At 63.3% G+C, this 22,188-nt stretch carries 22 protein-coding genes; 9 read left to right on the top strand and 13 right to left on the bottom strand.

What is annotated here, in order from left to right; translation table 11 throughout:
* The 11 genes from fliL to PVT67_RS05705 form a co-directional block, all read right to left on the bottom strand.
* Positions 1-525 carry a flagellar basal body-associated protein FliL gene (gene fliL / locus PVT67_RS05755; RefSeq protein WP_336407810.1) on the bottom strand — a complete coding sequence of 175 codons (525 nt, stop codon included), beginning with the start codon at positions 523-525 and terminating at the stop codon, positions 1-3.
* Between the two features lie 43 nt (positions 526-568).
* Entirely contained in the window at positions 569-2,347 is a 1,779-nt protein-coding gene (locus tag PVT67_RS05750) for a flagellar hook-length control protein FliK (protein WP_301498773.1), read from the bottom strand.
* A gap of 32 nt (positions 2,348-2,379) precedes the next feature.
* Complete coding sequence (gene fliJ / locus PVT67_RS05745; RefSeq protein ID WP_301498771.1) at positions 2,380-2,817, bottom strand: flagellar export protein FliJ; 438 nt, start codon at positions 2,815-2,817, stop codon at positions 2,380-2,382.
* A complete protein-coding gene (gene fliI / locus PVT67_RS05740) occupies positions 2,814-4,139 on the bottom strand; it encodes a flagellar protein export ATPase FliI (RefSeq protein ID WP_473092210.1) in 1,326 nt (441 codons plus the stop codon). The genes fliJ and fliI overlap by 4 nt, the downstream gene beginning before the upstream one ends.
* Positions 4,140-4,149: 10 nt before the next feature.
* Complete coding sequence (locus tag PVT67_RS05735; protein ID WP_301498767.1) at positions 4,150-4,896, bottom strand: flagellar assembly protein FliH; 747 nt, start codon at positions 4,894-4,896, stop codon at positions 4,150-4,152.
* 31 nt (positions 4,897-4,927) lie between these two features.
* Positions 4,928-5,956, bottom strand: a complete 1,029-nt coding sequence (fliG, locus tag PVT67_RS05730) for a flagellar motor switch protein FliG (protein WP_301498765.1) — start codon at positions 5,954-5,956, stop codon at positions 4,928-4,930.
* A complete protein-coding gene (gene fliF, locus PVT67_RS05725; RefSeq protein ID WP_301498763.1) occupies positions 5,946-7,679 on the bottom strand; it encodes a flagellar basal-body MS-ring/collar protein FliF in 1,734 nt (577 codons plus the stop codon). The genes fliG and fliF overlap by 11 nt, the downstream gene beginning before the upstream one ends.
* Before the next feature lie 11 nt (positions 7,680-7,690).
* Complete coding sequence (fliE, locus tag PVT67_RS05720; protein WP_336407809.1) at positions 7,691-8,038, bottom strand: flagellar hook-basal body complex protein FliE; 348 nt, start codon at positions 8,036-8,038, stop codon at positions 7,691-7,693.
* Positions 8,039-8,125: 87 nt separating this feature from the next.
* Positions 8,126-9,421 carry a sigma-54-dependent transcriptional regulator gene (locus PVT67_RS05715; RefSeq protein WP_301498758.1) on the bottom strand — a complete coding sequence of 432 codons (1,296 nt, stop codon included), beginning with the start codon at positions 9,419-9,421 and terminating at the stop codon, positions 8,126-8,128.
* Positions 9,418-10,428 carry a sensor histidine kinase gene (locus PVT67_RS05710; RefSeq protein ID WP_301498757.1) on the bottom strand — a complete coding sequence of 337 codons (1,011 nt, stop codon included), beginning with the start codon at positions 10,426-10,428 and terminating at the stop codon, positions 9,418-9,420. The genes PVT67_RS05715 and PVT67_RS05710 overlap by 4 nt, the downstream gene beginning before the upstream one ends.
* 128 nt (positions 10,429-10,556) lie before the next feature.
* Positions 10,557-12,005, bottom strand: a complete 1,449-nt coding sequence (locus PVT67_RS05705; protein WP_301498755.1) for a sigma-54 dependent transcriptional regulator — start codon at positions 12,003-12,005, stop codon at positions 10,557-10,559.
* Between the two features lie 224 nt (positions 12,006-12,229).
* Between PVT67_RS05705 and pseB the strand changes: the two genes are divergently transcribed.
* The 9 genes from pseB to pseI are packed head-to-tail and all read left to right on the top strand — an operon-like array spanning position 12,230 to position 20,498.
* Positions 12,230-13,231, top strand: coding sequence for a UDP-N-acetylglucosamine 4,6-dehydratase (inverting) (pseB, locus tag PVT67_RS05700; RefSeq protein WP_301498753.1), 1,002 nt, complete (start codon positions 12,230-12,232; stop codon positions 13,229-13,231).
* The gene (pseC, locus tag PVT67_RS05695; protein WP_301498751.1) at positions 13,228-14,367 is read left to right on the top strand and encodes a UDP-4-amino-4,6-dideoxy-N-acetyl-beta-L-altrosamine transaminase; all 1,140 of its coding nucleotides are present in this window, start codon (positions 13,228-13,230) and stop codon (positions 14,365-14,367) included. Before pseB ends, pseC begins: the two co-directional genes overlap by 4 nt.
* Positions 14,364-15,209 (top strand): aldo/keto reductase, encoded by an 846-nt coding sequence (locus PVT67_RS05690; protein ID WP_301498749.1) that lies wholly within the window; start codon positions 14,364-14,366, stop codon positions 15,207-15,209. Before pseC ends, PVT67_RS05690 begins: the two co-directional genes overlap by 4 nt.
* The gene (locus PVT67_RS05685; RefSeq protein ID WP_301498747.1) at positions 15,199-15,753 is read left to right on the top strand and encodes a GNAT family N-acetyltransferase; all 555 of its coding nucleotides are present in this window, start codon (positions 15,199-15,201) and stop codon (positions 15,751-15,753) included. Before PVT67_RS05690 ends, PVT67_RS05685 begins: the two co-directional genes overlap by 11 nt.
* Positions 15,750-16,487 (top strand): cytidylyltransferase domain-containing protein, encoded by a 738-nt coding sequence (locus PVT67_RS05680; RefSeq protein ID WP_301498745.1) that lies wholly within the window; start codon positions 15,750-15,752, stop codon positions 16,485-16,487. Before PVT67_RS05685 ends, PVT67_RS05680 begins: the two co-directional genes overlap by 4 nt.
* 4 nt (positions 16,488-16,491) lie before the next feature.
* Positions 16,492-17,775, top strand: a complete 1,284-nt coding sequence (locus PVT67_RS05675) for an aminotransferase class III-fold pyridoxal phosphate-dependent enzyme (RefSeq protein WP_301498743.1) — start codon at positions 16,492-16,494, stop codon at positions 17,773-17,775.
* Positions 17,776-17,828: 53 nt separating this feature from the next.
* Complete coding sequence (pseG, locus tag PVT67_RS05670) at positions 17,829-18,827, top strand: UDP-2,4-diacetamido-2,4,6-trideoxy-beta-L-altropyranose hydrolase (RefSeq protein WP_301498741.1); 999 nt, start codon at positions 17,829-17,831, stop codon at positions 18,825-18,827.
* Entirely contained in the window at positions 18,817-19,452 is a 636-nt protein-coding gene (locus PVT67_RS05665; protein ID WP_301498739.1) for a formyltransferase family protein, read from the top strand. The genes pseG and PVT67_RS05665 overlap by 11 nt, the downstream gene beginning before the upstream one ends.
* Positions 19,449-20,498 carry a pseudaminic acid synthase gene (gene pseI, locus PVT67_RS05660; protein WP_301498737.1) on the top strand — a complete coding sequence of 350 codons (1,050 nt, stop codon included), beginning with the start codon at positions 19,449-19,451 and terminating at the stop codon, positions 20,496-20,498. The genes PVT67_RS05665 and pseI overlap by 4 nt, the downstream gene beginning before the upstream one ends.
* A 45-nt stretch (positions 20,499-20,543) precedes the next feature.
* Here pseI and PVT67_RS05655 read toward each other — a convergent pair whose 3' ends face one another.
* On the bottom strand, positions 20,544-20,804 hold the full coding sequence (locus PVT67_RS05655) for a hypothetical protein (protein ID WP_301498735.1): 261 nt from the start codon (positions 20,802-20,804) through the stop codon (positions 20,544-20,546).
* Positions 20,801-22,099 carry a motility associated factor glycosyltransferase family protein gene (locus PVT67_RS05650; RefSeq protein ID WP_301498733.1) on the bottom strand — a complete coding sequence of 433 codons (1,299 nt, stop codon included), beginning with the start codon at positions 22,097-22,099 and terminating at the stop codon, positions 20,801-20,803. The genes PVT67_RS05655 and PVT67_RS05650 overlap by 4 nt, the downstream gene beginning before the upstream one ends.
* Between the last annotated feature and the right edge of the window lie 89 nt (positions 22,100-22,188).

Raw genomic sequence — 22,188 nt, 5'->3', positions numbered from 1 at the left:
TTACTGCATCACGAAACCGGTAAAGAGCACTCGCTCTATGACGGAGTTCCCGGTCACCTTGGTCAGGGCGTCGTCCACCGCTTTCTGGGAGGTGGATCTCAGGGTTTCCCGGCCCTGGCTGGTAGCCAGCTGCTCTTCGCTGAACTGGCTGAAGGTCTGCAGCAGCACGCTTTCCACCAGCGGCAGGTGCTTCTTGACCAGATCTTCCTTGGCCTGGCCGCGCACCATCACCTGCACAGTGATCTGCACCAGACGGTCGCGCTTGTTGCCCGGCACGTTGAAGACGAAGGGCTGGGGCAGCGCCACATAGAGGGCCTCTTCACCGTCGCTGGCAGGCGCGGCCTTGACCGGGGCCTCGGCAGCCTGGGGCGCCGGGGCCTTGTCGCCGCTCAGGAACCACCAGGCACCGCCGCCGATGGCCAGCAGCACCACTAACGCCACGCCGCCCAATACCAGCAACTTCTTCTTGCCTGCCTTGGCCCCTTTGTCCAGGGGTTCGAGTTCCAGCTCTTCCGCCATTTTCATGTTCCTGACTGTCAATGGAGCCTACTTTACCCTAGCTCTGGGCTCAGGCGTAGGCGTCTACCAGGCCATCCTGGGTCAATTCATAACGATAGGTCATGCTTTCATCAGTGCCTTCATCCTGCCAGCCCTGGCCGCTGCCGCCGCCCTGGCCGCCTTGGCGGGATTGGCCTTCGCTGCCGCCCTGGTCGCGCACCTGGCCGTCGCTCAGGTTAAAGCCCTGATTGGCCATCATGTCCTTGAGCCTCGGCATGGCGTCCTGCAGCCATTCCCGGGTCTGAGGATGGTTGGCCTGGAACTGCACCTGGGCATCCTGGTGATGGACCTGCACCCGGATCATCAGGCTGCCAAGCTCAGGCGGGTCCAGTTTGATTTCGGCGTGCTTGAGGTTCCTGGCCAGCATCACTTCCACTTTCTCGGTCAGGGCCTCGCCAAAGCGCTGCTGGGCGACCAGCTGCTTGTCGGTGGCCTGGCTGTCTTTGGCCTGCAGGGACTGGGGCTGCAGGCTGCTGGCCTGGTCAACCTTATGTTGCTGCCCCCCTTGGAGGTTGGCCGCCAGGCTGTTGTCAGCCTGGGGGGCCACCACCTGGCCCTGCACCTTGTGCTCGGCCTGGACCGGCTGGGACTCGGCACTAGAGCCCAATGCCTGGGTATCGCCATCGCCCTCTGTGGAGAGCCCAGCCTTGTCCAACTTGGCCGCCGCTTCGCCCTTATCGAGCTTGGCCGCATGGGCCTTGCCCTTGGCCGAGGCCTGGCCACCGGCGCTGAGCGCCTGCTGCAGGCCCGCCGGCAAGGGCTTGTCCTTGACTGGTGCGCCGCTCGCCTTATCGGGAGCCTGGGTGGCGGCTTGAGCCGTCGCCAGTACAGCAGCCTGGTTTGACTGGCCGGTGCCTTGCCCCTGGCCGGCGGATGCCGCCTGCTGATCAGGGGGCTGCCCCTGGGCCTGGCCTGCGGCCAGCTGTTGGCCAACCGTCGCCTGCGGGGCGCCGGTTGCCTGCCCCTGGGGGGCCGGACCGGCAGGGGCTTTTTGCCCCGGTACCTTGGCGGCGCTCAGCCCCAGCAGGTTCTCTCCTGCCTTACCGTGACCGGGCTTGTCGTCTATGGCCTTGGGCTGATCTTCCAAACGCCCCAGCCCCGTATCTGGGCCGTCCGCCGCCTGGCCAGCCTTACCTGTCTGTGCAGCAGCCCCGGTTTGAGGATCGCTTTGGTCAGGCCCGACCTTGGCGGTGGCGGCCGGGTCCAACTCCGGCAAGGTCTTGCCGTCAGTGGCCTTGGCTCCCGGTGCCAGCCCGTCTTTGCCCAGCCCTGGTGCTCCCGCTAGGGTATGCCCCTTGGCCTTGGCCGGCTGCCCCTTGCCGGCCAAGGAGCCAGGCCCTTGGGCGGCGGCCAGGGCAGCCTCTTTAGCGCTCGCATCGGCCGCCACGTCCTTGGCGGCCGGCTGCAGCTGCTGCTGGGCCTGGCTGACCAGCGTCAATAAGGCGTCGCCGTCCTCGGTCTGCCCGCCCTGATCCGTTTGGGCCTCCTGCGCCTTGGCATCGGCCACCTGATCGCCTGCGCCTTTGGCGCTTGCCGTCTTGGTGTCACTGTCCTTGGGAGCCAGGGTTTCATGGTTCTGGGGCTGGGCCTGGGGATCCTGCCCCTTGGCGGCAGGGGCCTTATGGTCATGGCCCTCGGTACGGCGGTTTTCCGGCACGGCCTTGCCGCTGCCGCCCAGGGCCTGGCCCAGGACATTGGCGAAACCGCCCTGGCCCTGATCGTCGGCCTTGGCCGTCGAACCTTTGGGTTCAAGGACTTGGGATGATTTTGCTGGGGCGGTGACTTGCATAACAGGGTCCGGGATCGGGCAACTGAGAAATATTATGCAAGGGGTGTTCCAACACGGCGGCTGACCAGATCATCCAGCTCCCGCTGTTCGCGGCGCTGGCCGGCCAACCGGGCTTCGGCGGCCTTGCGCTCCAGCAGCAGCTCTATGGCCTTGGTGTCCTGGCGGGCGCTGCGCCAGCCCTGTTCGCGGCTGGCCACGGCCTGCTGGCTCTGGGTGAGCTGCTGGTTGAGATCGGCCAGGCCGCTATCGAGGCGAGCCACGAAGTTCTGGTAGTGGAGCAGGTTGGCGGCGGCCAGGCCGTTGCCGGCCTTCTGCTGCATCTCCCGCAGGTAGTCGTTGCGGTAACGCTGCAAGGTATTGTACTTGGTCTGCAGCGCCTGCAAGGCTTGGCGGGCCTGGGCCAGGTGGGCCAGGGCCTGATCTTCCAGTTTCTGGCGCTGCTCCAGCACCAGGTTCAAAGCCTTGCTCATGCGCCCTCCCCGGCCGCCTTGGCCAGCATTTCCAAGGCCTGCAGGCATTCGTCATAAGGACAGACTTCCTGCATGGCCTGGCGCAGGAAGAGGTTCATGGGTTCCTTGAGGCGGATGGCCATGTCCACCTTGGGATCCGAGCCCTGGCGGTAGGCCCCCACCTGAATGAGGTCACGGGATTGTTCATAAGCGCTGAACAGGGCCTTGACCGCCCTCGCCTGCTGTTGGTGGCCCTCTGAGGTGACTTGGGGCATGACCCGGGAGACAGAGGCCCCCACGTCGATGGCCGGGTAATGGCCGGAATCGGCCAGGGCCCTGGACAGCACTATGTGGCCGTCGAGGATGGCCCGGGCGGCGTCGGCGATGGGGTCCTGGAGATCGTCCCCTTCGGAGAGGACGGTGAAGAAGGCGGTGATGCCGCCTTGGCCGTCGCCGCCGTTGCCGGCCCGCTCAACAAGGCCCGGCAGGCGGGCAAACACGGAAGGCGGGTAGCCCTTGGTGGCCGGGGGCTCACCCACGGCCAGGGCGATCTCCCGCTGGGCCTGGGCATAGCGGGTCAGGGAGTCGATCAGCAGCAGTACGTTGAGGCCCTGGTCGCGGAAATACTCGGCGAAGGTCAGGGCCGTCTCGCATGCCTTGAGGCGCATCAGGGGGCTGGTGTCGGCAGGTGCCGCCACCACCACGGCCCGCTCCCGGCCCTCGGCGCCGAGGATCTCGTCGATGAACTCCCGTACCTCCCGGCCCCGCTCCCCCACCAGGCCGACGACGATGACATCGGCACTGGTGCCCTTGGTCATCATCCCCAGCAGCACCGACTTGCCGACACCGGAACCGGCGAAGAGGCCCATGCGCTGGCCCTGGCCGACGGTGAGCAGGCTGTTGATGGCCCGCACCCCCACGTCCAGGGGTTTGCGGATAGGCCTGCGGGTCAGGGGGTTGAGGGGCTGGCCCTTGAAGCCGACCCTGTTCTCGGCCCGCACGGCGCCGAGGCCGTCCAGGGGCCGGCCCAGGCCGTCCACCACCCGGCCAAGCAGCGTCATCCCCACCGGCAGGGTGGCGGAAACGCCGAGGGGGGTGACGCGGGCGCCGGGCAATATGCCGGACACGTCCTGGTTGGGCATCAGGTAGAGGGTGTTGTTGCCAAAGCCCACCACTTCGGCTTCCACGTCCTGGCTATGGCCTTCGATGCGGCACAGCGACCCTATGGGCGCGCGGCAGCCCTGGGCTTCCAGGGCCAGGCCCACCACCCGCACCAGGCGGCCGGCAACGCTGGGCCGCGGCAGCTGCATCAGCCGCTCGTAGCGGCCGAGGCGCTGGTCCAGGGGCGGCCGCTCACTCATGGTCCAGCCCAGCTTCCAGCAGCAGGCCCTGGCAGAGGACGCGCAGCCGATCCTGCAGATCCAGTTCCACCAGGGACTGGCCGTTCTCGATACGGCATTGGCCGTGCTTGAGGGTGGGATCTTCGCGCAGCTTCCAGCGCCTGTCCTGGAGTTCGGTCTCACCGTAATGGTCCCGCAGCAGGCGGGCGTCGGTAGGAGCCACTTCGATGACAAGCTGGCTGTCGTCGTCGGACAGGGCGTCAATGCCCTGGCGGATCAGGTGGTGGATGATATGGGGATCTGTCTTGAGCTCATGGCCCAGCACCGCCTGCATGCCGGCGATCAGCAGCTGCACCAGTTGGCCTTCGAGGCGTTGGTCCTTGTCTTCCAGGGGGGCGGCCAGCTCGTCGGCCAAGCCCTGCCAGTGCTGGAGGGCCTCCTGGATCTGCTGCTGGCCGGCCTTGAGACCTTCCTGCAGGCCCTGTTGGTAGCCTTGCTGCTGGCCTTCCATCAGACCCTGGGCATGGCCCTCGGCGTGGCCGGCGGCCTGGCCCTCGCTGCGGCCCTCGGCAAAGCCCTCTTCGTGAGCGGCGGCGCGCAACTCTTCCAGTTCATTGATGCTGATCCCCTGAGGACGGCTGTCTTCAGGCTCGGGATCGGCCTGCTGCTTGCGCCTGTGGATGTTGAGGGCGCGGCTGACCTCGTCCTGTGTCTGGGGCGTGAAGTCCGCCCCTTGCCAGCGCTGGATATCTTTGACCACTAGGCCCCCTTAGATTCTACCACTAGGCCTCTTAGAGGAATTCTTCGGAACTGCCGGTGCCCAGGGAGATCTCGCCGGCGTCGGACAGGCGGCGGGCAATGCCCAGGATCTCTTTCTGGGCCGCTTCCACTTCGGAGATGCGGATGGGGCCCATGGCTTCCAGGTCGTCCCTCATCAATTCGGCGGCGCGTTTGGACATGTTCTTGAACATCTTCTCGCGCAGGCTGTCGTCGGCGCCCTTGAGGGCCTTGATCAGCACGTCCTGGGGCACTTCGCGCAGCAGCGCCTGGATGGCCCGATCGTCGACCTCGGCGAGGTTTTCGAAGACGAACATCAGATCCTGGATCTGCTGGCTGAGTTCTTCGTCTGTCTCGCGGATACCTTCCATCAGCTGGTTTTCCACGGCCGTATCCAGGTAGTTCATGATGTTGGCGGCGGCCTTGAGGCCGCCCATCTTGGCCGCCTGGGCCCCGCTCTGGCCGGCGAACTGTTTCTCCATGATCTCGTTCAGCTCCTGCAGGGCCGCCGGTTGCACCTCTTCGAGGTTGGCGATACGCATCAGGAGATCCAGGCGCACCCGCTCCGGGAACTGAGACAAAATTTCGGCGCTCTGGTCCGGGTCCAGGTAGGACAGCACTATGGTCTGGATCTGGGGGTGCTCGTTCTGGATGATGCTGGCCACCTGGCGGGCGTCCATCCATTTCAGCGAATCCAGGCCGGTGGCGTTGCCGCCGAGGATGATCTTGTCGATAAGGGCGCTGGCCTTGTCCTCACCCAGGGCATGGTTCAGGGCCTTGCGGATGAAGTCCTGGGAGTCGAAGCCGATGCTGGAATACTGCTGGATGTCCTCGATGAAGGACTTGTGCACCGCCAGCACCTTGTCCTGGCTGAAGTCTTCCATGGACGCCATCATCATGCCCACCTTCTGGACCTGCTTGGGCTCCATGTGGCGCAGTATGGAGGCGGCGTCTTCCTCGGTGAGGCTCAGCAGCAGTATGGCGGTCTTCTCGATGCCGTTCAGCTTGCTGACGTCAAAGGGTTCTTTTTTCTCATTTGCCATCTTGGGTCAACCACCCTTTCACCACCTGGGCCGACAGCTCAGGTTCGTTGGCCACCAAGGCGCGGATAGCCTTGAGCACTTCTTCATCCTTACGGAGATCCGGGAGCTTGACGCCACCCACCAGGGTCACGCCGGGCACCAGGGCGTCCTCTTCTTCGAGGCTGGCCAGGCTCTCCAGGGCGTCACCACCCATGTCACCGCCGTAGCCGCCATAGGCCAGGTCGGTACTCTGCTGGGCCGGGCCCAGCAGGCGTTTGAGCAGGGGCCGCACCACCACGAAGATCAGCACCACTATGATGAGGGCGCCGGCCAGCACCTTGAACAGCCGCGCAAACCAGGGCTGCTCGTAGAGGGGCATGGCGGTGTCGGTAACGGCCTGGGGACGGGCGAAAGGCACCGACAACACCTCCAGGGTGTCACCCCTGGCCGGGTTGATGCCGAGGCCCGCCATCAGCAGTTTCTTGATGTCCGCCAGCTCTTCGGGGCTACGGGGCACCTTCTTGGTGGTGCCGTCGGCCTGGGGTTCGTTCTTGTAGTCCACCGCCACCGACACCGTCATGCGGTCCACCACCCCGACCTGCTGCTGGGTGTAGCTGATGGTGGTGTTCAATTCGTAGTTCTTGGTGCTCTCGGAACGGCTGGAGCCGGGGGCCTTGCTCTCTGTCTGGGAGGCGTCCTTGGCGTCTTCCGGGATCTGGGAGGCCGCCGGCGGCTGGTTGGACAGGGCACCAGGGATGCCGCCAGTGGTGCTGCCGCCGCTGTGATTCTCCTCCAGGTTCGACTCGGAGCGCACCGCCTTCTGGTCCGGGTTGTAGCGTTTCTGGGTCTGTTCGACGGCGGTGAAGTCCATGGACACGTCCACCTGGGCGGTGTAGTTGTCCAGGCCCACCACCGGCATCATGATCGAATCGACCTTGTCGAGGTACTGCTTCTCGCGGGCGTTCTCCAGCTCCAGCTCCTTGCGGGAACGGGAGGCCAGGGCGTTCTGGCTGCCGGAGTTGAGCAGGCGGCCGTTCTGATCGGTGACGGTGACCTTGGCGGGCTCCAGGCCGTGCACGGCGGAGGCCACCATGTCGACGATGGAGTCGACTTCTTCCTGCTTGATCATGTTGCCGTTTTTGAGGGTCAGCACCACTGTCGCCGAGGGCTGCTGGCGGTCACGCAGGAAGACGGATTCTTTGGGGATGGCCAGCAGCACCTTGGCGCGCTTGACCGAGCTGAGCTCTTCCACGGCGCGGGCCAGCTGCTGCTCGCGGCTGAACTTGAGGCGTTCCTGCTCCAGGCGCTGGCTGACGCCAAAGCCCATGTCCTTCATCAGGATGTCGTCGCCGCTGTTTTCGTTGCTGTTGTCCATGCCGGCGCGGGTCATGGCCAGCTTGACCTTCTGGTAGTCCCCCTCGGGCACCAGCACCGTATTGCCTTCAAGCTTGTATTTGAATTGGTTCTGGTCGAGGAAATCGAGGGTGGAGACCAGTTCGTTGGTGTCCATCTTGGCCAGGGGGCGGTATTCGGGCTCCTTGGCCCAGAGGAAGACCAGCACCACCAGGGCCAGGCCTATGGCCAGGCCCAGCACCAGGCTGATCTGGCGCAGCACGTCGGCGTTGCCGAGGTTGGACAGCAGGCTGAAGCTCTGCTCCCCCTCGTCGGTGGCGATATTGCTGACGGCAGGGGCTGTGCCCGGGGCATTGCCTACCGTTGCCAATTGGGTGTTTTCGTTCGCCACTTAGCTACTCCTTACACCGGCATGTTCATAATGTCCTGGTACGCCTGGATCAGCTTGTTACGTACCTGGACTGTGGCCTGGAAGGCAATGCCGGCTTTTTGACTGGCGATCATGGCATCGGCGACAGTGACTTTGGGGTCGCCCATCTCCACGGCGGTTTGCTTGGCAGCCGAATCCTGCTGCAAACCGTTGACCTTGTCCAGCGCCTGGGTGAACAGATTGGCAAAATCGCTCTGCACCGGCTTGGGACCGGCACCCTCGCTGCCCTGCCCCAGTCCCTGCAGGCCAAGGCCCTGGGTTTCCAGGCCGCCCTTGGGCATCTGGCTTTGTCGGATAAGGGACTGCATTTCCTGCAGCAAGGCTGAGTTTGCACCACCAATCTTCATGTCAGTTTTCCGCCGTTATGGACAATGACAGCAGTACCTCTGCAAGGGACGGGCCAAGATTCAGGCCGGGATATTGACCCCGGCGTCGCGCATCTTGGCCAGCTTGTAGCGCAGCGTCCTGGGGCTGATCCCCAGCTTCTCGGCCACGGCCTGGCGCGAGCCGTTGCAGGCTTCCAGGGTGTCGAGGATGATCTGGGCTTCCTGGGCCTTGAGCTCACCGGACAGGCCGTCGCCGTTCGGGAGCTCGTCCTCGGCGCCTTCGATCAGCAGGTGCTCCAGCCCGATTTGTGGGCCGTCACAGAGGATCAGGGCCCGCTGCACCACGTTGTCCAGCTCCCGCACGTTGCCCGGCCAGCTGTGCCCGGCCAGGCTCGCCTCGGCGTCCTCGCTGAAGTGTTTGCCGGTGCCGCCGTGGCGGGCCAGCAGGTGCTGGGCCAAAGGCACTATGTCGCCCGGCCTGTCCTTCAAGGCCGGCCAGGTCAGGGGGAAGACGTTGAGGCGGTAGTAGAGGTCTTCACGGAAGCGCCCGTCGGCCACCGCTTCCTTGAGATCGCGGTTGGAGGTGGCCAGCACCCGCACGTCCAGGGCTATGGTCTTGCGGCCGCCAAGGCGCTCCACTTCCCGCTCCTGCAGGACCCGCAGCAGCTTGGCCTGCAGGCCCAAGTCCATCTCGGTTACCTCGTCCAGCAGCAGGGTGCCGCCGTTGGCCTGTTCGAACTTGCCTGGGCAGGCCTGGATGGCGCCGGTGAAGGCCCCCTTCTCGTAACCGAAGAGGGTGGCTTCCAGCATGTTGTCGGGGATGGCGGCGCAGTTGATGGCCACGAAGGGTCCCTGGCTGCGCTTGGATTGCTGGTGTACGAAGCGGGCCAGCACTTCCTTGCCTGAGCCGCTGGGGCCCAGCACCATGACGGTGGCGTCGCTCTTGGCGACCTTGGTGGCCAGTGCCAGCAGCGCCTGGCTTCTGGGATCGGCCACCACTGGCCCCACGGCCTGTTCATCGGCCAGGGCGTAGCGGCTGACCATGTTGATCAGCACCTGAGGGGCGAAGGGCTTGGCCATGTAGTCGATGGCGCCGAGCTTCATGGCCTCGACGGCGTCGTTGACCTTGGCGTGGGCCGTCATCAAGAGCACCGGCAGTTCGGGATGGCTCTTGCGCAATGAGCGCAGCAAGGCCATGCCGTCCATGCCCGCCATCTGCACGTCCGAGACGACTATCTGGCAGTCCTGCTCCTTGAGGGAAAGCAGGGCCTCCTCGCCGCTGCTGGCGGTGTCGACCTTGAAGCCGGCCAGCTCCAGGGTGTCCACCAAGGCTTCAGACAGGGCAGCGTCGTCTTCGACGATCAGGACGCGGGTCATGCGTTGTCCTCCAGCAGGGGCAGGATCAGGGTCATCCGGGCGCCGGTGGCGCCGTTGGCCATGTGCAGCTGCCCGCCATGGGCCTGGGCCACGGAGCGCACCACGGACAGGCCAAGGCCAGTGCCATGGCTCTTGGTGGTGAAGAAGGGTTCGGCCACCTTGAACAGCAGTTCCTCGGCGATACCGGGGCCGTCGTCGGCAAGGCAGAAGGACAGCCAGGGTGCCTGGGCCTTCACTTCCAGCACCAGGTGGCGGGCGCCGGCCTGGAGGGCGTTGTGCACCAGGTTGGACAAGGCCGACACCAGGGCGCTTTGGGCCCCCAGCAGCTGGCTCTGGGGCTGGTCCATCTGAACTGTCAGTTCGGCATGGTGGCTCTCCAGCATGGACTCGCAGGCCTGCTGCAGTTCCGCCACCAGGGCGCCGGCTTCGAGCTTGTCCGCCAGCTTCTGCTCGCCGCTCTTGGCGAACAGCAGCATGTTGTTCATCTGGCTCTCGAGATCCTTGAGGCGGGCTACCAGTTTCTGCTGGAAGCGGTCATGGGTGGCGGCGGGCAGGGTCTGGTCCAGCTGGCCGGCATAGAGCATGGCCGCCGACAGGGGGGTGCGGATCTGGTGGGCCAGGGAGGCCACCATGCGCCCCAGGGAACTCAGTTTTTGCAGGTGGGCGATGCGGGTCTGCATGGCCCTTGTTTCGGTGAGATCGGAGATGACGATCAGCTGGCCGGGCTCGCCGTCCAGGGGGCAGATGTCCAGCTTGACCCGCAAGCCATTGACCAGGGACACCTCGGCGCCATCGTCGGCGCGGGGCCTGAAGGCCCGGGCCACCACGTCCAGCCAGCGGCAATCCAAGAGGGGCTCTCCCAGCAGCTCCATCGCCTTGGTGTTGGCCTCCTTGACCCAGCCGCTACCATCCAGCACCAGCACCCCGACGGGCAATATGCTCAGCAGCTTGTCCAGCTGCCGGGCCGCGGGTGCTGTGCTTGGGAACCATTGCTGTGCCAGTGCCATCTCATACCTCGATCATCGGGCTTTGTATGACAGGGGTAATGCAGAAGGCGTGCCAACTGAAAAGGTGTTTATTTTCAGCTTATTAGGAAGGAATTAATGGGCGCCAAGGATTTGACGCCCGGGATTTGTCAGTCGTTGCCCTTGTTGAGGCCGTACTTGCGCATCTTCTCCACCAGGGTGGTGCGGCGCATGCCCAGCAGCTCGGCGGCGCGGGCTACCACGTTGTCGCAGCTGTCCAGGGCCTGGCGGATGAGATCCAGCTCCAAGTCCGCCAGCATCTCCTTGAGGTTGATACCGTCCGGCGGCAAGGTGGCCAGGTTGTCGCCGTTGCCGGACTCGGCCGGCGCCGGCTCGGGTTCGGCCTGGTGATGATCGTCCTCGGGCGCGTCGAAGAAGATGGACATCAACGCCTCGCGCTCCAGCACTTCCTCGTCGACGGCGTCGAACTCGGCGATATCGCCGTACTGGTAGTTCCGCGGCAAGTGGCCGGCGTCGATCTGCTGGTTGGGGTAAAGAATGAGCAACCTTTCCACCAGGTTGGCCAGTTCCCGCACGTTACCGGCCCAGGGATGCTGGGACAGGGACTGCAGCGCGCCTTGGGAGAAGGTCAGGCTCTTGCCCTCTTCCGCCTCCAGGCGGGAGATGAGCTCGTTGACCAGCAGCGGTATGTCCTCGGCGCGCTCGCGCAGGGCCGGCATCTCGATGGGAAAGACGTTGAGGCGGTAGAAGAGGTCCTCGCGGAACCGCCCTTCTTCGATCATCTTGGGCAGGGCCCTGTGGGTGGCGGCGACGATGCGCACATCGGCCTTGATAGGCTTGGCACCACCGACCCGCTCGAAGGTCTTCTCCTGCAGCACCCGCAGCAGCTTGACCTGCATGTTGAGCGGCATGTCGCCGATTTCATCCAGGAAGAGGGTGCCGCCCTGGGCCAGCTCGAAACGCCCCTTGCGGGCTGCAACGGCGCCGGTGAAGGCACCTTTTTCATGGCCGAAGAGTTCGCTCTCCAAGAGTTCCGCCGGTATGGCGCCGCAGTTGACGGGCACGAAGGGGCCGTCCTTGCGGGCAGACTGGAAGTGGAGGTTCCGGGCCACCACTTCCTTTCCGGTTCCAGATTCCCCCAGGATCAGCACTGAAGCCTCGGAAGGGGCCACCTGGTGGATGAGGTTACGCACTTCCTGCATGGCCTTGCTCTGGCCCACCAGGGAGCGGAACAACCGGGCGTCGCTGCCGGCGCCGGGCTCGGGGGGGATGCGCTGCTGGCGCCGGGCCAGCAGGCGCAGCAATTCCTGGAACTGGCTGAGTTTGAAAGGTTGGTTGAGGGAGCCGAGGAAGGCGCCGTTGGCCTTCTCGGGATCCCAGCCCACCGTCACGTAGGGACGCTGGCAGCTCTCCAACCAGATCTGGGGAACACCAGTGCCGGCCACCACCACCCGGCAATGGGGCTGGTTGGGCTTGGCGCACAGTTCGGCCGGAGCCGCCGTTTCACAGTACTCCCCAATGAATTCCAGCAAGGTATGAACCTTGTTACGACGTTCGACGTCGGCGTCTACGACCAGAAAACCAAGTTGGGTCTGCATGCCTTACTAAACCGTTCTCTTCTTTGGCGCCGCACCATAATGCAAGCTTTTGTTATAGTGAAGAAAAAGCCCCTGTGCCTCAGGCGCCTTGCCGTTTTATGATGCCCATCGGCATCCATAGATGCCAGTGTTCAGCAGGGATTAATTTTAATATCTTTGCGTTTTGCGCGATGGCGCGCAATTTGCTTTACCACTTTAAGCTCAGCCTCACGTGGAGATAAGGCATGTTCGATAACGCATCCATCCTGGTCACAGGGGGTACCGGTTCCTTCGGTCACATGTTCGTGCGCCAGGTGCTGGCCCGCTATAAACCCAAGAGGCTGATCATCCTGTCCCGGGATGAGCTCAAGCAGTTTGAGATGAGCCAAGTGTTTGACGCCCCCTGCATGCGCTACTTCCTTGGCGACGTACGGGACAAGGAAAGGCTGAACCAGGCCTTCAAGGACGTGGACTACGTGGTCCATGCTGCCGCCCTCAAGCAGGTGCCGGCCGCCGAATACAACCCGACCGAGTGTATCCGCACCAACATCAGCGGCGCCGAAAACGTCATACAGGCGGCGCTGAACAACAACGTCAAGAAGGTGATAGCCCTGTCTACCGACAAGGCCGCCAACCCCATCAACCTCTACGGCGCCACCAAGCTGGCCTCGGACAAGCTGTTCGTCGCCGCCAACAACATGGCAGGGCGACACCCCACGCACTTTTCTGTAGTGCGCTATGGCAATGTGGTGGGCTCAAGGGGCTCAGTGGTGCCCTTCTTCCAGAAGCTCATCGACAACGGCTCAGACCACCTGCCCATCACCCACAGGGACATGACCCGCTTCTGGATCACCCTGGAGCAGGGGGTGGATTTCGTACTGGACAACTTCCAGCGCATGCAGGGCGGCGAGATCTTCGTGCCCAAGATCCCCTCGGTGCGCATCACCGACCTGGCCACCGCCATGGCCCCCAAGCTGCAGCAGAAGGAGATCGGCATCAGGCCGGGGGAAAAGCTGCACGAGGTGATGTGCCCGGCGGATGACTCCTACCATACCTTTGAGTTCAAGGACCATTTCGTCATAGCCCCCTCCATCACCTTCTTCAGCCGCGACAACGACTTCAGCAGCAACGGCCTGGGGGAAAAGGGCCAGCTGGTGGAGGCCGGTTTCGAATACAACTCCTTCAACAACGGCCACTACCTCAACGTGGAAGAGGTGCGGGCCCTGAACGAGCAGGTCCTGAAGTGATCCCCTACGGCCGCCAGAGCATAAGCCAGGACGACCTCGATGCCGTCATCGAGGTGCTGCAGAGCGACTTCCTGACCCAGGGGCCCATGGTGCCCCGCTTCGAGGCGGCCCTGGCCGAGGCCTGCGGGGCGGGCTTCGCCGTAGCCAGCAACTCCGCCACCTCGTCGTTGCACCTGGCCTGCCTGGCGTTGGATCTCGGCCCAGGGGACAGGCTCTGGACCAGCGCCGTCTCCTTCGTGGCCTCGGCCAACTGCGGCCGTTACTGCGGCGCCGACGTCGACTTCGTGGACATCAATCCCCTGACCGGCAACCTCTGCCTTGAAGCATTGGCCCAGAAGCTCAAGACAGCTTCGCAAAGCGGCACCTTGCCCAAGGTGCTGGTGGTGGTGCACCTGGCCGGCCAAAGCCTGGACATGGCGGCCGTCGTTGCCCTGACCAAGCCTTACGGCATCAAGCTGGTCGAAGATGCTTCCCACGCCATAGGCGCCTGGGACGGCTCGCACAAAGTGGGCAGCTGCGCCCATAGCAACATCTGCGTCTTCAGCTTCCACCCGGTAAAACCCATCACCAGCGGCGAAGGCGGCGCGGCCCTCACCAATGATCCGACCCTTGCCGAGCGGATGGCGCTCCTTCGCAGCCACGGTATCACCCGGGACCCAATGGAGATGCCGGCCCCGCCCGACGGCGACTGGTACTACGCCATGCTGGAGCTGGGCTTCAACTACCGGATGACGGATCTGCATGCGGCCCTGGGGCTCAGCCAGCTCAAGAAGCTCCCCGACCTCATGGCCCGCCGCCAGCGCCTGGCCGCCCAATATGACAAGGCCCTGCCCGCCCCCTGGCGGCCGCTGAGAATAGCCAGGCCCGAACACTGCGCCTACCACCTCTACGTGGCCCAGCTTCCCGGCATCAGCCTTGGGGACAAGGCAGCGCTCTTCCACAGCCTGCGTGAAAAAGGCATAGGGGTGAACCTTCATTACATCCCCATCCCCAACCAGCCTTATTACCAGGCCCTGGGGCAGAGGCCGGGGGACTACCCAGGCGCCCAGCAGTATTACCGCGAGAGCCTGACACTGCCGCTCTTTGCCGACATGACGGATGAACAGCTCAAGGCCGTGCTGGAGGCGCTGCGGTGAAACTGGTGCTAGGCACTGTGCAGTTCGGCCTGGACTACGGCATAGCCCACGACCATTCACGCCTGAGCGATGAGGCCCTGGCCGCCCTGCTCGAAGAGGCCTATAGCGCCGGCATTCACTGCCTGGATACAGCCCAGCTTTACGGCGATGCCGAAGCCCGCCTGGGCCGCTTGATGACCCGGCCTTTTGCCCTGGTCACCAAGATCCCCGGATGGACAGCCCCAGGCCAGGCAGAGACGCTGCTGCGCCAATCCCTGTCCAGCCTTCGGCGGCCTCAGGTAGAGGCCGTGCTCTTGCACCGGCCAGAGATCTTGCTGGCCAACCCGGCCTCCTATACCGAACTGACCCGCCTCAAGGATGTGGGACTTTGCGGCGCCATAGGCGTATCCGTCTACGAGCCGGCCCAGTTGGAAGCGATCCTTAGCCGTTATCCCATCGATTGGGTGCAACTGCCGCTCAACCCATTGGACCAAAGGTTTCTGCCGCTGCTGCCGATATTGAAGGACAGAGGGATCAGGGTGCATGCCCGCTCCCTTTACCTGCAGGGCCTGTTGTTGATGCCCCCCGCCGCACGCCCGGCTTGGGTCCGCCAGCATCCGGCCTTGGCCGCCTGGGACGCCCAGCCCGGCGCACCATTGCAAAAAGCCCTGGATTTCGCCGCCGGCCAGCCCCAGGTGGACGGCTGGGTGCTGGGGGTTCAAAACCTTGCTCAACTCCAAGGCGTGCTGGAAGCCGCCTCTCAGGCCAGGCCACAGTCCCTGGCAGCGCTGGCCTGCAATGATGGCCAGCTGCTCAATCCATCCCTTTGGCCAAAGGAAAAGGATGCTAACGATGGACAATAACTATTTTCTGACCAGCCCCCGCATCGGCCTTCGCGAGATCCTCCCGAGCGATCTGGGGCCGCGTTACCAGGGCTGGTTGCATGACCCCGAGGTCAACCGTTTCCTGGAGACCCGCTATCATCCCTGGTCGCTCCAGGCCATGAACCGTTTCGTCGAACGCCTCGACGGCCAGCTTGACGAACAGCTCTTTGCCATCTGCTGGCGAGAGACCGATCTGCACATCGGCAACATCAAACTTGGCCCCATTAATTGGCAGCACAGGCGCGCCGACATCAGTCTGTTCATCGGCGACAAGGAGCATTGGGGCAAAGGGGTGGCCACGGAAACCATAGCCTTGATATGCGAGCATGCCTTCATCACCCTCAACCTCAACAGGGTACAAGCCGGCGCCTACTGCGAGAATCACGCTTCCATCAAGGCCTTCGAAAAATGCGGTTTCCTTCTCGAAGGCCGACGCAGCCAGTATGTGCAGGTGGCAGGCAAAGGCATGGACTTGGTACTGCTGGGACTGACAGCCGACGGGTTTTGGGAGCGCTGCCGATGATCCTCGCCATTTTGCAGGCCCGCATGAGTTCGAGCCGACTGCCCGGCAAGGTGATGGCGGATATCCTCGGCATGCCCATGATAGGGCGGCAATTGGAACGTCTGGCCCGCTGCCGCAACATAGACAAACTGCTGGTGGCCACCAGCACCGACGAGAGCGACGATCCCTTGGCGGATTGGCTAGCGCATGAGGGCATTGCCTTTTACCGCGGCGACCTCAAGGACGTGCTGGGCCGCTTTGCGGCGGCGGCGCGCCCCTACCAGCCCAGCCAAGTAGTGAGGCTGACCGCCGATTGTCCCTTGGCCGACCCCCAGGTGATAGACCAGCTGATCGCCCAACATCTGGCTGGCGGCTTCGACTACTCCAGCAACTGCTGGGACCCGAGCTTCCCAGACGGCCTGGATGCGGAAATACTCAGCTACGACTGGCTCAAACGCCTCGATGCCCAGGCCCAGGCGCCCATGGAGCGCGAACATGTCACCTACTATTTCCGCAGCCATGAGCAGGAGATCCACAGGGGCGAGCTCAGGCGGGAGCCCCCCCGGGCCGAACTGCGGCTGACGGTGGACAACCCGGAAGATCTGGCGCTGGTACGCGCCATCTACCAGGCCCTCTACCCGGGCAATCCCCAGTTCACCACCGAGGATGTGGTCGCCTTTCTCGACGCCCACCCCGCCTTGGCACAGAGTAACCAACATCTGGAACGTAACGCCGGCAGCCAGACCAAGGAGTAGAAGCATGCGTAGTTTTCATGAGTCCCAGGCCTGGTTGACCCGGGCCGAGCAGAGCATCCCCCTGGGTACCCAGACCTTCTCCAAAAGCCGCCTGGCCCTGCCCCAGGGCGTGGCACCGCTGTTCCTGAAAAAGGGCCTGGGCTGCCAGGTCTGGGATCTGGACGGCAACCAGTACACCGACTTCATCTCCAGCCTGCTCTGTATCAGCCTGGGTTATGCCGACCCCGAGGTAAACCAAGCCGTGGTGGAGCAACTGGCCGAAGGCAGCATCCTTTCTTTGCCCCATCCCCTGGAAGCGGAGGTGGCTGAAGAACTGGTGAGGCTGATCCCCTGCGCCGACCAGGTGCGTTTTGGCAAGAACGGCACCGACGCCACCTCTGCCGCCATCCGCCTGGCCCGGGCCCATACCGGCCGCGAGCGGGTAGCGGTGTGCGGTTATCATGGCTGGCAGGACTGGTACATCGGCGCCACCAGCCGCGACCTCGGGGTGCCCAAGGCGGTCAAGGCCCTGACCCATCCCTTCACCTACAACGATCTGGACAGCCTGAAGGCCCTGCTGGACGCCCATCCGGGCGAGTTCGCCGCCGTGATCCTCGAACCCATGAACGTCCAGTACCCCAAAGCCGGCTTCCTGGAAGGGGTCGCCGAACTGAGCCGCCGCCACGGCGCCCTCTTGGTCTTCGACGAGACCATCACCGGCTTTCGCTTCCACCTGGGCGGCGCCCAGGCGCTGTTCGGGGTGACCCCGGATCTGGCCACCTTCGGCAAGGGCATGGCCAACGGCTTTCCCTTGTCGGCCATCGTCGGCAAGGCCGAGGTCATGGCCCGCATGCACGACATCTTCTTCTCAGGCACCTTCGGCGGCGAAACCCTGTCCCTGGCCGCCGCCAAGGCCACCATCGGCAAGCTGGAGCGCCTGGACGGGCCGGCGCGCCTGGCCAGCCTGGGACAAAGGCTGCTCGACGGCCTTGAAGGGCTGATCGCCGAGCACCGCCTCGAAGGGCTGGTGTCCACCAGCGGCCACCCCAGTTGGTCCTTCCTGCACCTGACACCCAAGCGCTACAGCGTGCTGGAACTCAAGAGCCTGCTGCTCCAGGAGCTTATCGAGCGCGGCTTCCTCACCCTCGGCACCCACAACCTCAACCTCTGCCACACCGAAGCCGACATCGACGCCCTACTGGCGGCCTATGCCGAGGTGTTGCCGCTGCTGGCGGAGGTGGAAGCCAAGGGCACCCTCGAACGCCACTTCCGCGGCCAGTTTCTGGAGCCGGTGTTCAAGGTCCGCTGATGGAGATAGGGTTTCGCTGCGATGCCAACCCCAGGATGGGGACAGGACACGTCATGCGTTGCTTGGCTTTGGCTCAGCATTTGACCATGCTCGGCCACCGCTGCACCTTCTATGTCGCCGCAACAGAAGGTAATTTAGCCGAATGGATACAGAGCCAAGGCATACCTCTGGTACTCCTCCCTCAAAGCCCTGCCCCTATTTCTTCCAATCCGGCAAATGAGGCATGGTTAAGCTGCAGCCTTGAGCAAGAGATTGCACGTTTTCAAAAGGCACTGGGGCAGCACCGTCTGGACTGGCTGGTGTTAGATCATTACGGGCTGGATAAAACATGGATAGAAGCCACCCGTTCCTTGTACCGTCACATTCTAGCCATAGACGATCTGGCTGACCGTTCCCTGCCCTGCGATGGCGTGCTGAATCCCAGTGCGAGCTCCGACGACTACCAATCCTTGCTCAAGCCATCGACTGCAAAATTACTGGGTGGAGAGTTTGCCCTGTTACGCAGCGAATTTTCCCAATACCGAGAACTATCCCTAACCAGACCACGCCAACAGCTCCAACGACTGTTGCTGAATCTTGGGGGGGCCGACAACGATAATCTGACTCTGGCCCTAGCGGAGATACTTGAACATGCCCTCCCCCCACAAATTCGTCTTGATATCCTGACTGGCCCAACCTACCGCCATGGAGCCAGTCTAGCCCCCTTGCTGGCCCGGAAAAGTAATTGGTGTCACTGGCACGCCCAAGCCTCAGTGGCACCATTGTTGTGTGACATCGATCTAGCGATAGGGGCTGCGGGTAGTAGCGCTTGGGAAAGGTGCTGTTTAGGCATACCCAGTTTAATGATGATTCAAGCCGATAACCAGATTGCAATCTGTCATTACCTGGAGGCAGCGGGGGCCGCAATGATTTTTTCACCACCGACATTGGAAACACAATTGTCCAAGGCCGTACAAATACTGCCCAGCATGGCCAGTCAAGCAGCTACCTTAGTAGATGGACGGGGTTGTGCACGGGTGAGTCAATGGATGGAACAACGTCATGCCATATGACATCAGCCTTCTCTGCACTGATAAAACACACCCCGTACTGCAAGAACTGCAACAATGGGCGGAACAGAGCACACACCACGTCCAAGTCTACACAGACAAAAAGGAGTTACCTGGAGGGGATGTGCTGTTCTTAGTATCTTGCAGCCAGTTAATTAATGATCTAGACAGACAGCGCTACCGCCAGTGCCTAACATTGCATGCCTCAGCCTTGCCTGAAGGCAGAGGCTGGAGTCCCCATATATGGCAATTACTCGAAGGCAAATCAACGCTGGTTGTTAGCCTGATTAGCGCCGCCGATCCTGTCGACTCTGGAGATATCTGGCTGCAGGAGGACCTCGTTTTCGAAGGTCATGAGTTGTGTGACGAGATTAACCAAAGCCTATTTGCCGCCGAATTGAAGCTGATGGACCGTTTTCTCGCCCTTTGGCCGACACTAAAACCACAGCCGCAGCAAGGCAAAGGTAGTTATTATCGAAAACGCACTCCTCAAGATAGCCGTCTTGATCCCAAGCTAAGCCTTGCCAGCCAATTCGATCTGTTGAGGGTCGCCGATCCTGTACGCTATCCCGCCTTTTTTGAATGGAGGGGACATAGGTACCGAATCTATTTGGAGAAAGAAACATGACCAGCACTTTTCGTATATGGGACCATCTGATCGGCCCTGGCCAGCCACCATTCGTTATCGCCGAACTATCCTGCAACCACAGCGGTTCCCTGGACAAGGCCCTGGCCCACATCGACGCCGCCGCCGACGCCGGGGTACAGGCCATCAAGTTGCAGACCTACACGGCCGACACCATGACCCTGGATCTGGACCTGCCGGATTTTCGTATCCAGGGCGGGCTCTGGGACGGCTACAGCCTCTACGAGCTCTACGAAAAGGCGTATACGCCCTGGGATTGGCACTCGGCCCTCTTCGCTCGGGCCCGCCAGCATGGCCTGGTGATCTTTTCCTCCCCCTTCGATGAGACGGCGGTGGATTTCCTGGAGTCCCTGGACGTACCCGCTTACAAGGTTGCCTCCTTCGAAGCCACGGATCTGCCCTTGGTGGCCAAGATGGCCAGCACCGGCAAGCCGCTGATCATCTCCACCGGCATGAGCAACTTCGAGGAGATAGCCGAGACCCTGGCCTGTGCCCGGGACAACGGCGCCCGCGACATCGCCCTGCTGCACTGCATCAGCTCTTACCCCACTCCCCTCAAGGACGCCAACCTCAAGCGCATGCAGGCCTTGGCCGAGCGTTTCAAGGTGGTGGTGGGATTGTCCGATCACAGCCTCGGCACCCTGGCAGCCAGTGCCGCCGTCGCGCTGGGGGCCAGTATTGTCGAGAAGCATTTCATCCTCTCCAGGGACGACGACAGCCCGGACGCGGCCTTTTCCCTGGAGCCGGCCGAGCTGGCGCAACTGGCCCGTGACTGCCGCGACACCTGGGAAGCCCTCGGCAGCGGCGAGGACAAACGCAGCGAAGGGGAAAAGGCCAACCTGCGCTTTCGCCGCTCCCTCTATTTCGTCGCCGATCTCCCCGCCGGCACCGAGATAAGGCCTGAACACCTGCGCCGTATCCGCCCCGGTTTCGGCTTGGCTCCCAAACACCAGGATGCGGTCATAGGCCGGCGCACCCGCCAGGCGGTAACCGCCGGCACAGCCGTCGCCTGGGAACTGCTGGACTGAGCGGCCGGACATGAAAAAACCGGCCTTGGCCGGTTTTTTTTCAGGTCAGCGGCTGGCGCCGAGCAGTTCCTGCAACTCGAACTCCAGGTAGTCCGCCAGTCCCAGCCAATCCTGGCGTTCCTGGCAGCGCAGCATCTCACCGAAAACCTGCACCAACTGCGGTTGCGGCTGGCCGCTCTTGCTCACAAGGCCAATGATCTCTTCGAGCAGGGTCACCATCTCGAGGGCAGCCTCGGTGTTCATACCCAGGCGGAACAGCCGGGCTTGGGTCAGGCAGGCTTGCTGGCAGTCGGCAAGGGTCTTCATGATGTCACCAATTCGGGGTGAAAGTGGGCCCCCTGGATCAGGGCGCCGGCCTTGGAGCTGTTGTAGAAGGCCACCTGGGGGTGCTTGGCGATATAGCGCTCCACCCCGCACAGGTAGCTGCGAAAATTGCGCAACGTCTTGACCCTGTTACCGTAGCCGTCCAGGGTCCACTCGACGCTCTGGCCCGGGGCCAGCCCCAGTTCGCCGTTCTGCCAACCGGCATGGCTCTTGTCGCCAGGAAAGGCGAAATCTGCGCCGAACAGCACCACTTCCTTGCCCCCCATCTGAACGGCCAGATCCAGGGCCGGGTGGATCACAGAGCCGGCGTTGTTGAGCAGGCCCCTGTCCAATTCCCGGCGCAGCCTTTCGAAGAAGGGGCTGGTGGTAAAAGCCAGGTAACGGGGCCCCTGCCAGGCGGCCAGCAGCTCGCTGTTGGTGGTAGGGAAATAGACCAGGCCTATGCCGGCACTGTCCTGGCAAGGTAACTCAGCTTCGGTGATGCCGTAATCCAGGGTCACCACCAGATCCGGTCTGATGCCATTGGCCTGCAGCGGCTTTAGGGCCGTGTCCACGGCGATCAGCAGTGGACCGTCCTGTTGCTGGCGGCGCTGGCGCAGATAGCCGTAATGCCGCTCCAGGGAAGGCCCTGTCGCCACCACCAGCACTTCCCGGCCGGGAGCAGTGCCAAAGAGCACCCGCACGTCCTGGTCCTTGGCAAAGAAGGGACTGTTGGCCTCGATGCGCGCCAGGCGCGCCGGGGCATCGGCCAGGAAACGCCTGTTGTTGAAAGGCTGGTCCAGCTCGCTGATCAGGCGGTCGCGGATCTTGGCGTTGGCATCGCTGACCAGCACCAGTTCGGCAGGGTTGACCAGGAAGGGCAACTGGATCTCCGGGCTGTCGGCGGCCTGGTGCAGCACCACACGAGGGTCGGCCAGCCACTGGCGCTGATCAAGGAGTTGCAGCACCAACAGGAACAGCGACTCGTTGAGGATGTAGACGTCCAGGCGCTCCAGCGCCGTCCGGGCCAGCAGAACCTGCTGCAGGTCGCCAAGGCCGGTGCCGTACAGGTGTGCCCTGGGAGCATCGGCCGCCAGGTTGTCGGCCTGTGTTCTAGCCTCTCGGGTGCGGTCGTGGCGGCTGGTCAGCTGTATGCCCTTGACCAGCAAGGTGCTGTCCAAGCCCTCAGCCAGCTGTACCTCTTCCAGGGGCAGAGGCGAGGCCTGGCTCAGGCTGGCCATCAGGCCGGGCCAGCGCTGGGCGATCACCGCCAGGTTGGCATCGATATATTCACTCATGGATCCCACCAAGCATCGAAAATGATCCCGGCGGCACAGTGGCCGCCTTCAGGGTGCCCGTCCAGGCAGGAGCAAAGTTAACATCTTTC

Origin of the sequence: Gallaecimonas kandeliae (assembly GCF_030450055.1) — a bacterium.
Lineage (GTDB): Bacteria > Pseudomonadota > Gammaproteobacteria > Enterobacterales > Gallaecimonadaceae > Gallaecimonas > Gallaecimonas kandeliae.
Note: the sequence above shows the minus strand (reverse complement) of the source record. Positions and strands in the feature narration are given on the sequence as shown.

Excerpts from the sequence above, each read along its gene's own strand:
- fliL (WP_336407810.1), bottom strand. The coding sequence starts at position 525 with ATGAAAATGGCGGAAGAGCTGGAACTCGAACCCCTGGACAAAGGGGCC.
- PVT67_RS05750 (WP_301498773.1), bottom strand. The coding sequence starts at position 2,347 with ATGCAAGTCACCGCCCCAGCAAAATCATCCCAAGTCCTTGAACCCAAA.
- fliJ (WP_301498771.1), bottom strand. The coding sequence starts at position 2,817 with ATGAGCAAGGCTTTGAACCTGGTGCTGGAGCAGCGCCAGAAACTGGAA.
- fliG (WP_301498765.1), bottom strand. The coding sequence starts at position 5,956 with ATGGCAAATGAGAAAAAAGAACCCTTTGACGTCAGCAAGCTGAACGGC.
- PVT67_RS05715 (WP_301498758.1), bottom strand. The coding sequence starts at position 9,421 with ATGACCCGCGTCCTGATCGTCGAAGACGACGCTGCCCTGTCTGAAGCC.
- PVT67_RS05710 (WP_301498757.1), bottom strand. The coding sequence starts at position 10,428 with ATGGCACTGGCACAGCAATGGTTCCCAAGCACAGCACCCGCGGCCCGG.
- PVT67_RS05705 (WP_301498755.1), bottom strand. The coding sequence starts at position 12,005 with ATGCAGACCCAACTTGGTTTTCTGGTCGTAGACGCCGACGTCGAACGT.
- pseB (WP_301498753.1), top strand. The coding sequence starts at position 12,230 with ATGTTCGATAACGCATCCATCCTGGTCACAGGGGGTACCGGTTCCTTC.
- PVT67_RS05685 (WP_301498747.1), top strand. The coding sequence starts at position 15,199 with ATGGACAATAACTATTTTCTGACCAGCCCCCGCATCGGCCTTCGCGAG.
- PVT67_RS05680 (WP_301498745.1), top strand. The coding sequence starts at position 15,750 with ATGATCCTCGCCATTTTGCAGGCCCGCATGAGTTCGAGCCGACTGCCC.
- PVT67_RS05675 (WP_301498743.1), top strand. The coding sequence starts at position 16,492 with ATGCGTAGTTTTCATGAGTCCCAGGCCTGGTTGACCCGGGCCGAGCAG.
- pseG (WP_301498741.1), top strand. The coding sequence starts at position 17,829 with ATGCGTTGCTTGGCTTTGGCTCAGCATTTGACCATGCTCGGCCACCGC.
- PVT67_RS05665 (WP_301498739.1), top strand. The coding sequence starts at position 18,817 with ATGCCATATGACATCAGCCTTCTCTGCACTGATAAAACACACCCCGTA.
- pseI (WP_301498737.1), top strand. The coding sequence starts at position 19,449 with ATGACCAGCACTTTTCGTATATGGGACCATCTGATCGGCCCTGGCCAG.
- PVT67_RS05655 (WP_301498735.1), bottom strand. The coding sequence starts at position 20,804 with ATGAAGACCCTTGCCGACTGCCAGCAAGCCTGCCTGACCCAAGCCCGG.
- PVT67_RS05650 (WP_301498733.1), bottom strand. The coding sequence starts at position 22,099 with ATGAGTGAATATATCGATGCCAACCTGGCGGTGATCGCCCAGCGCTGG.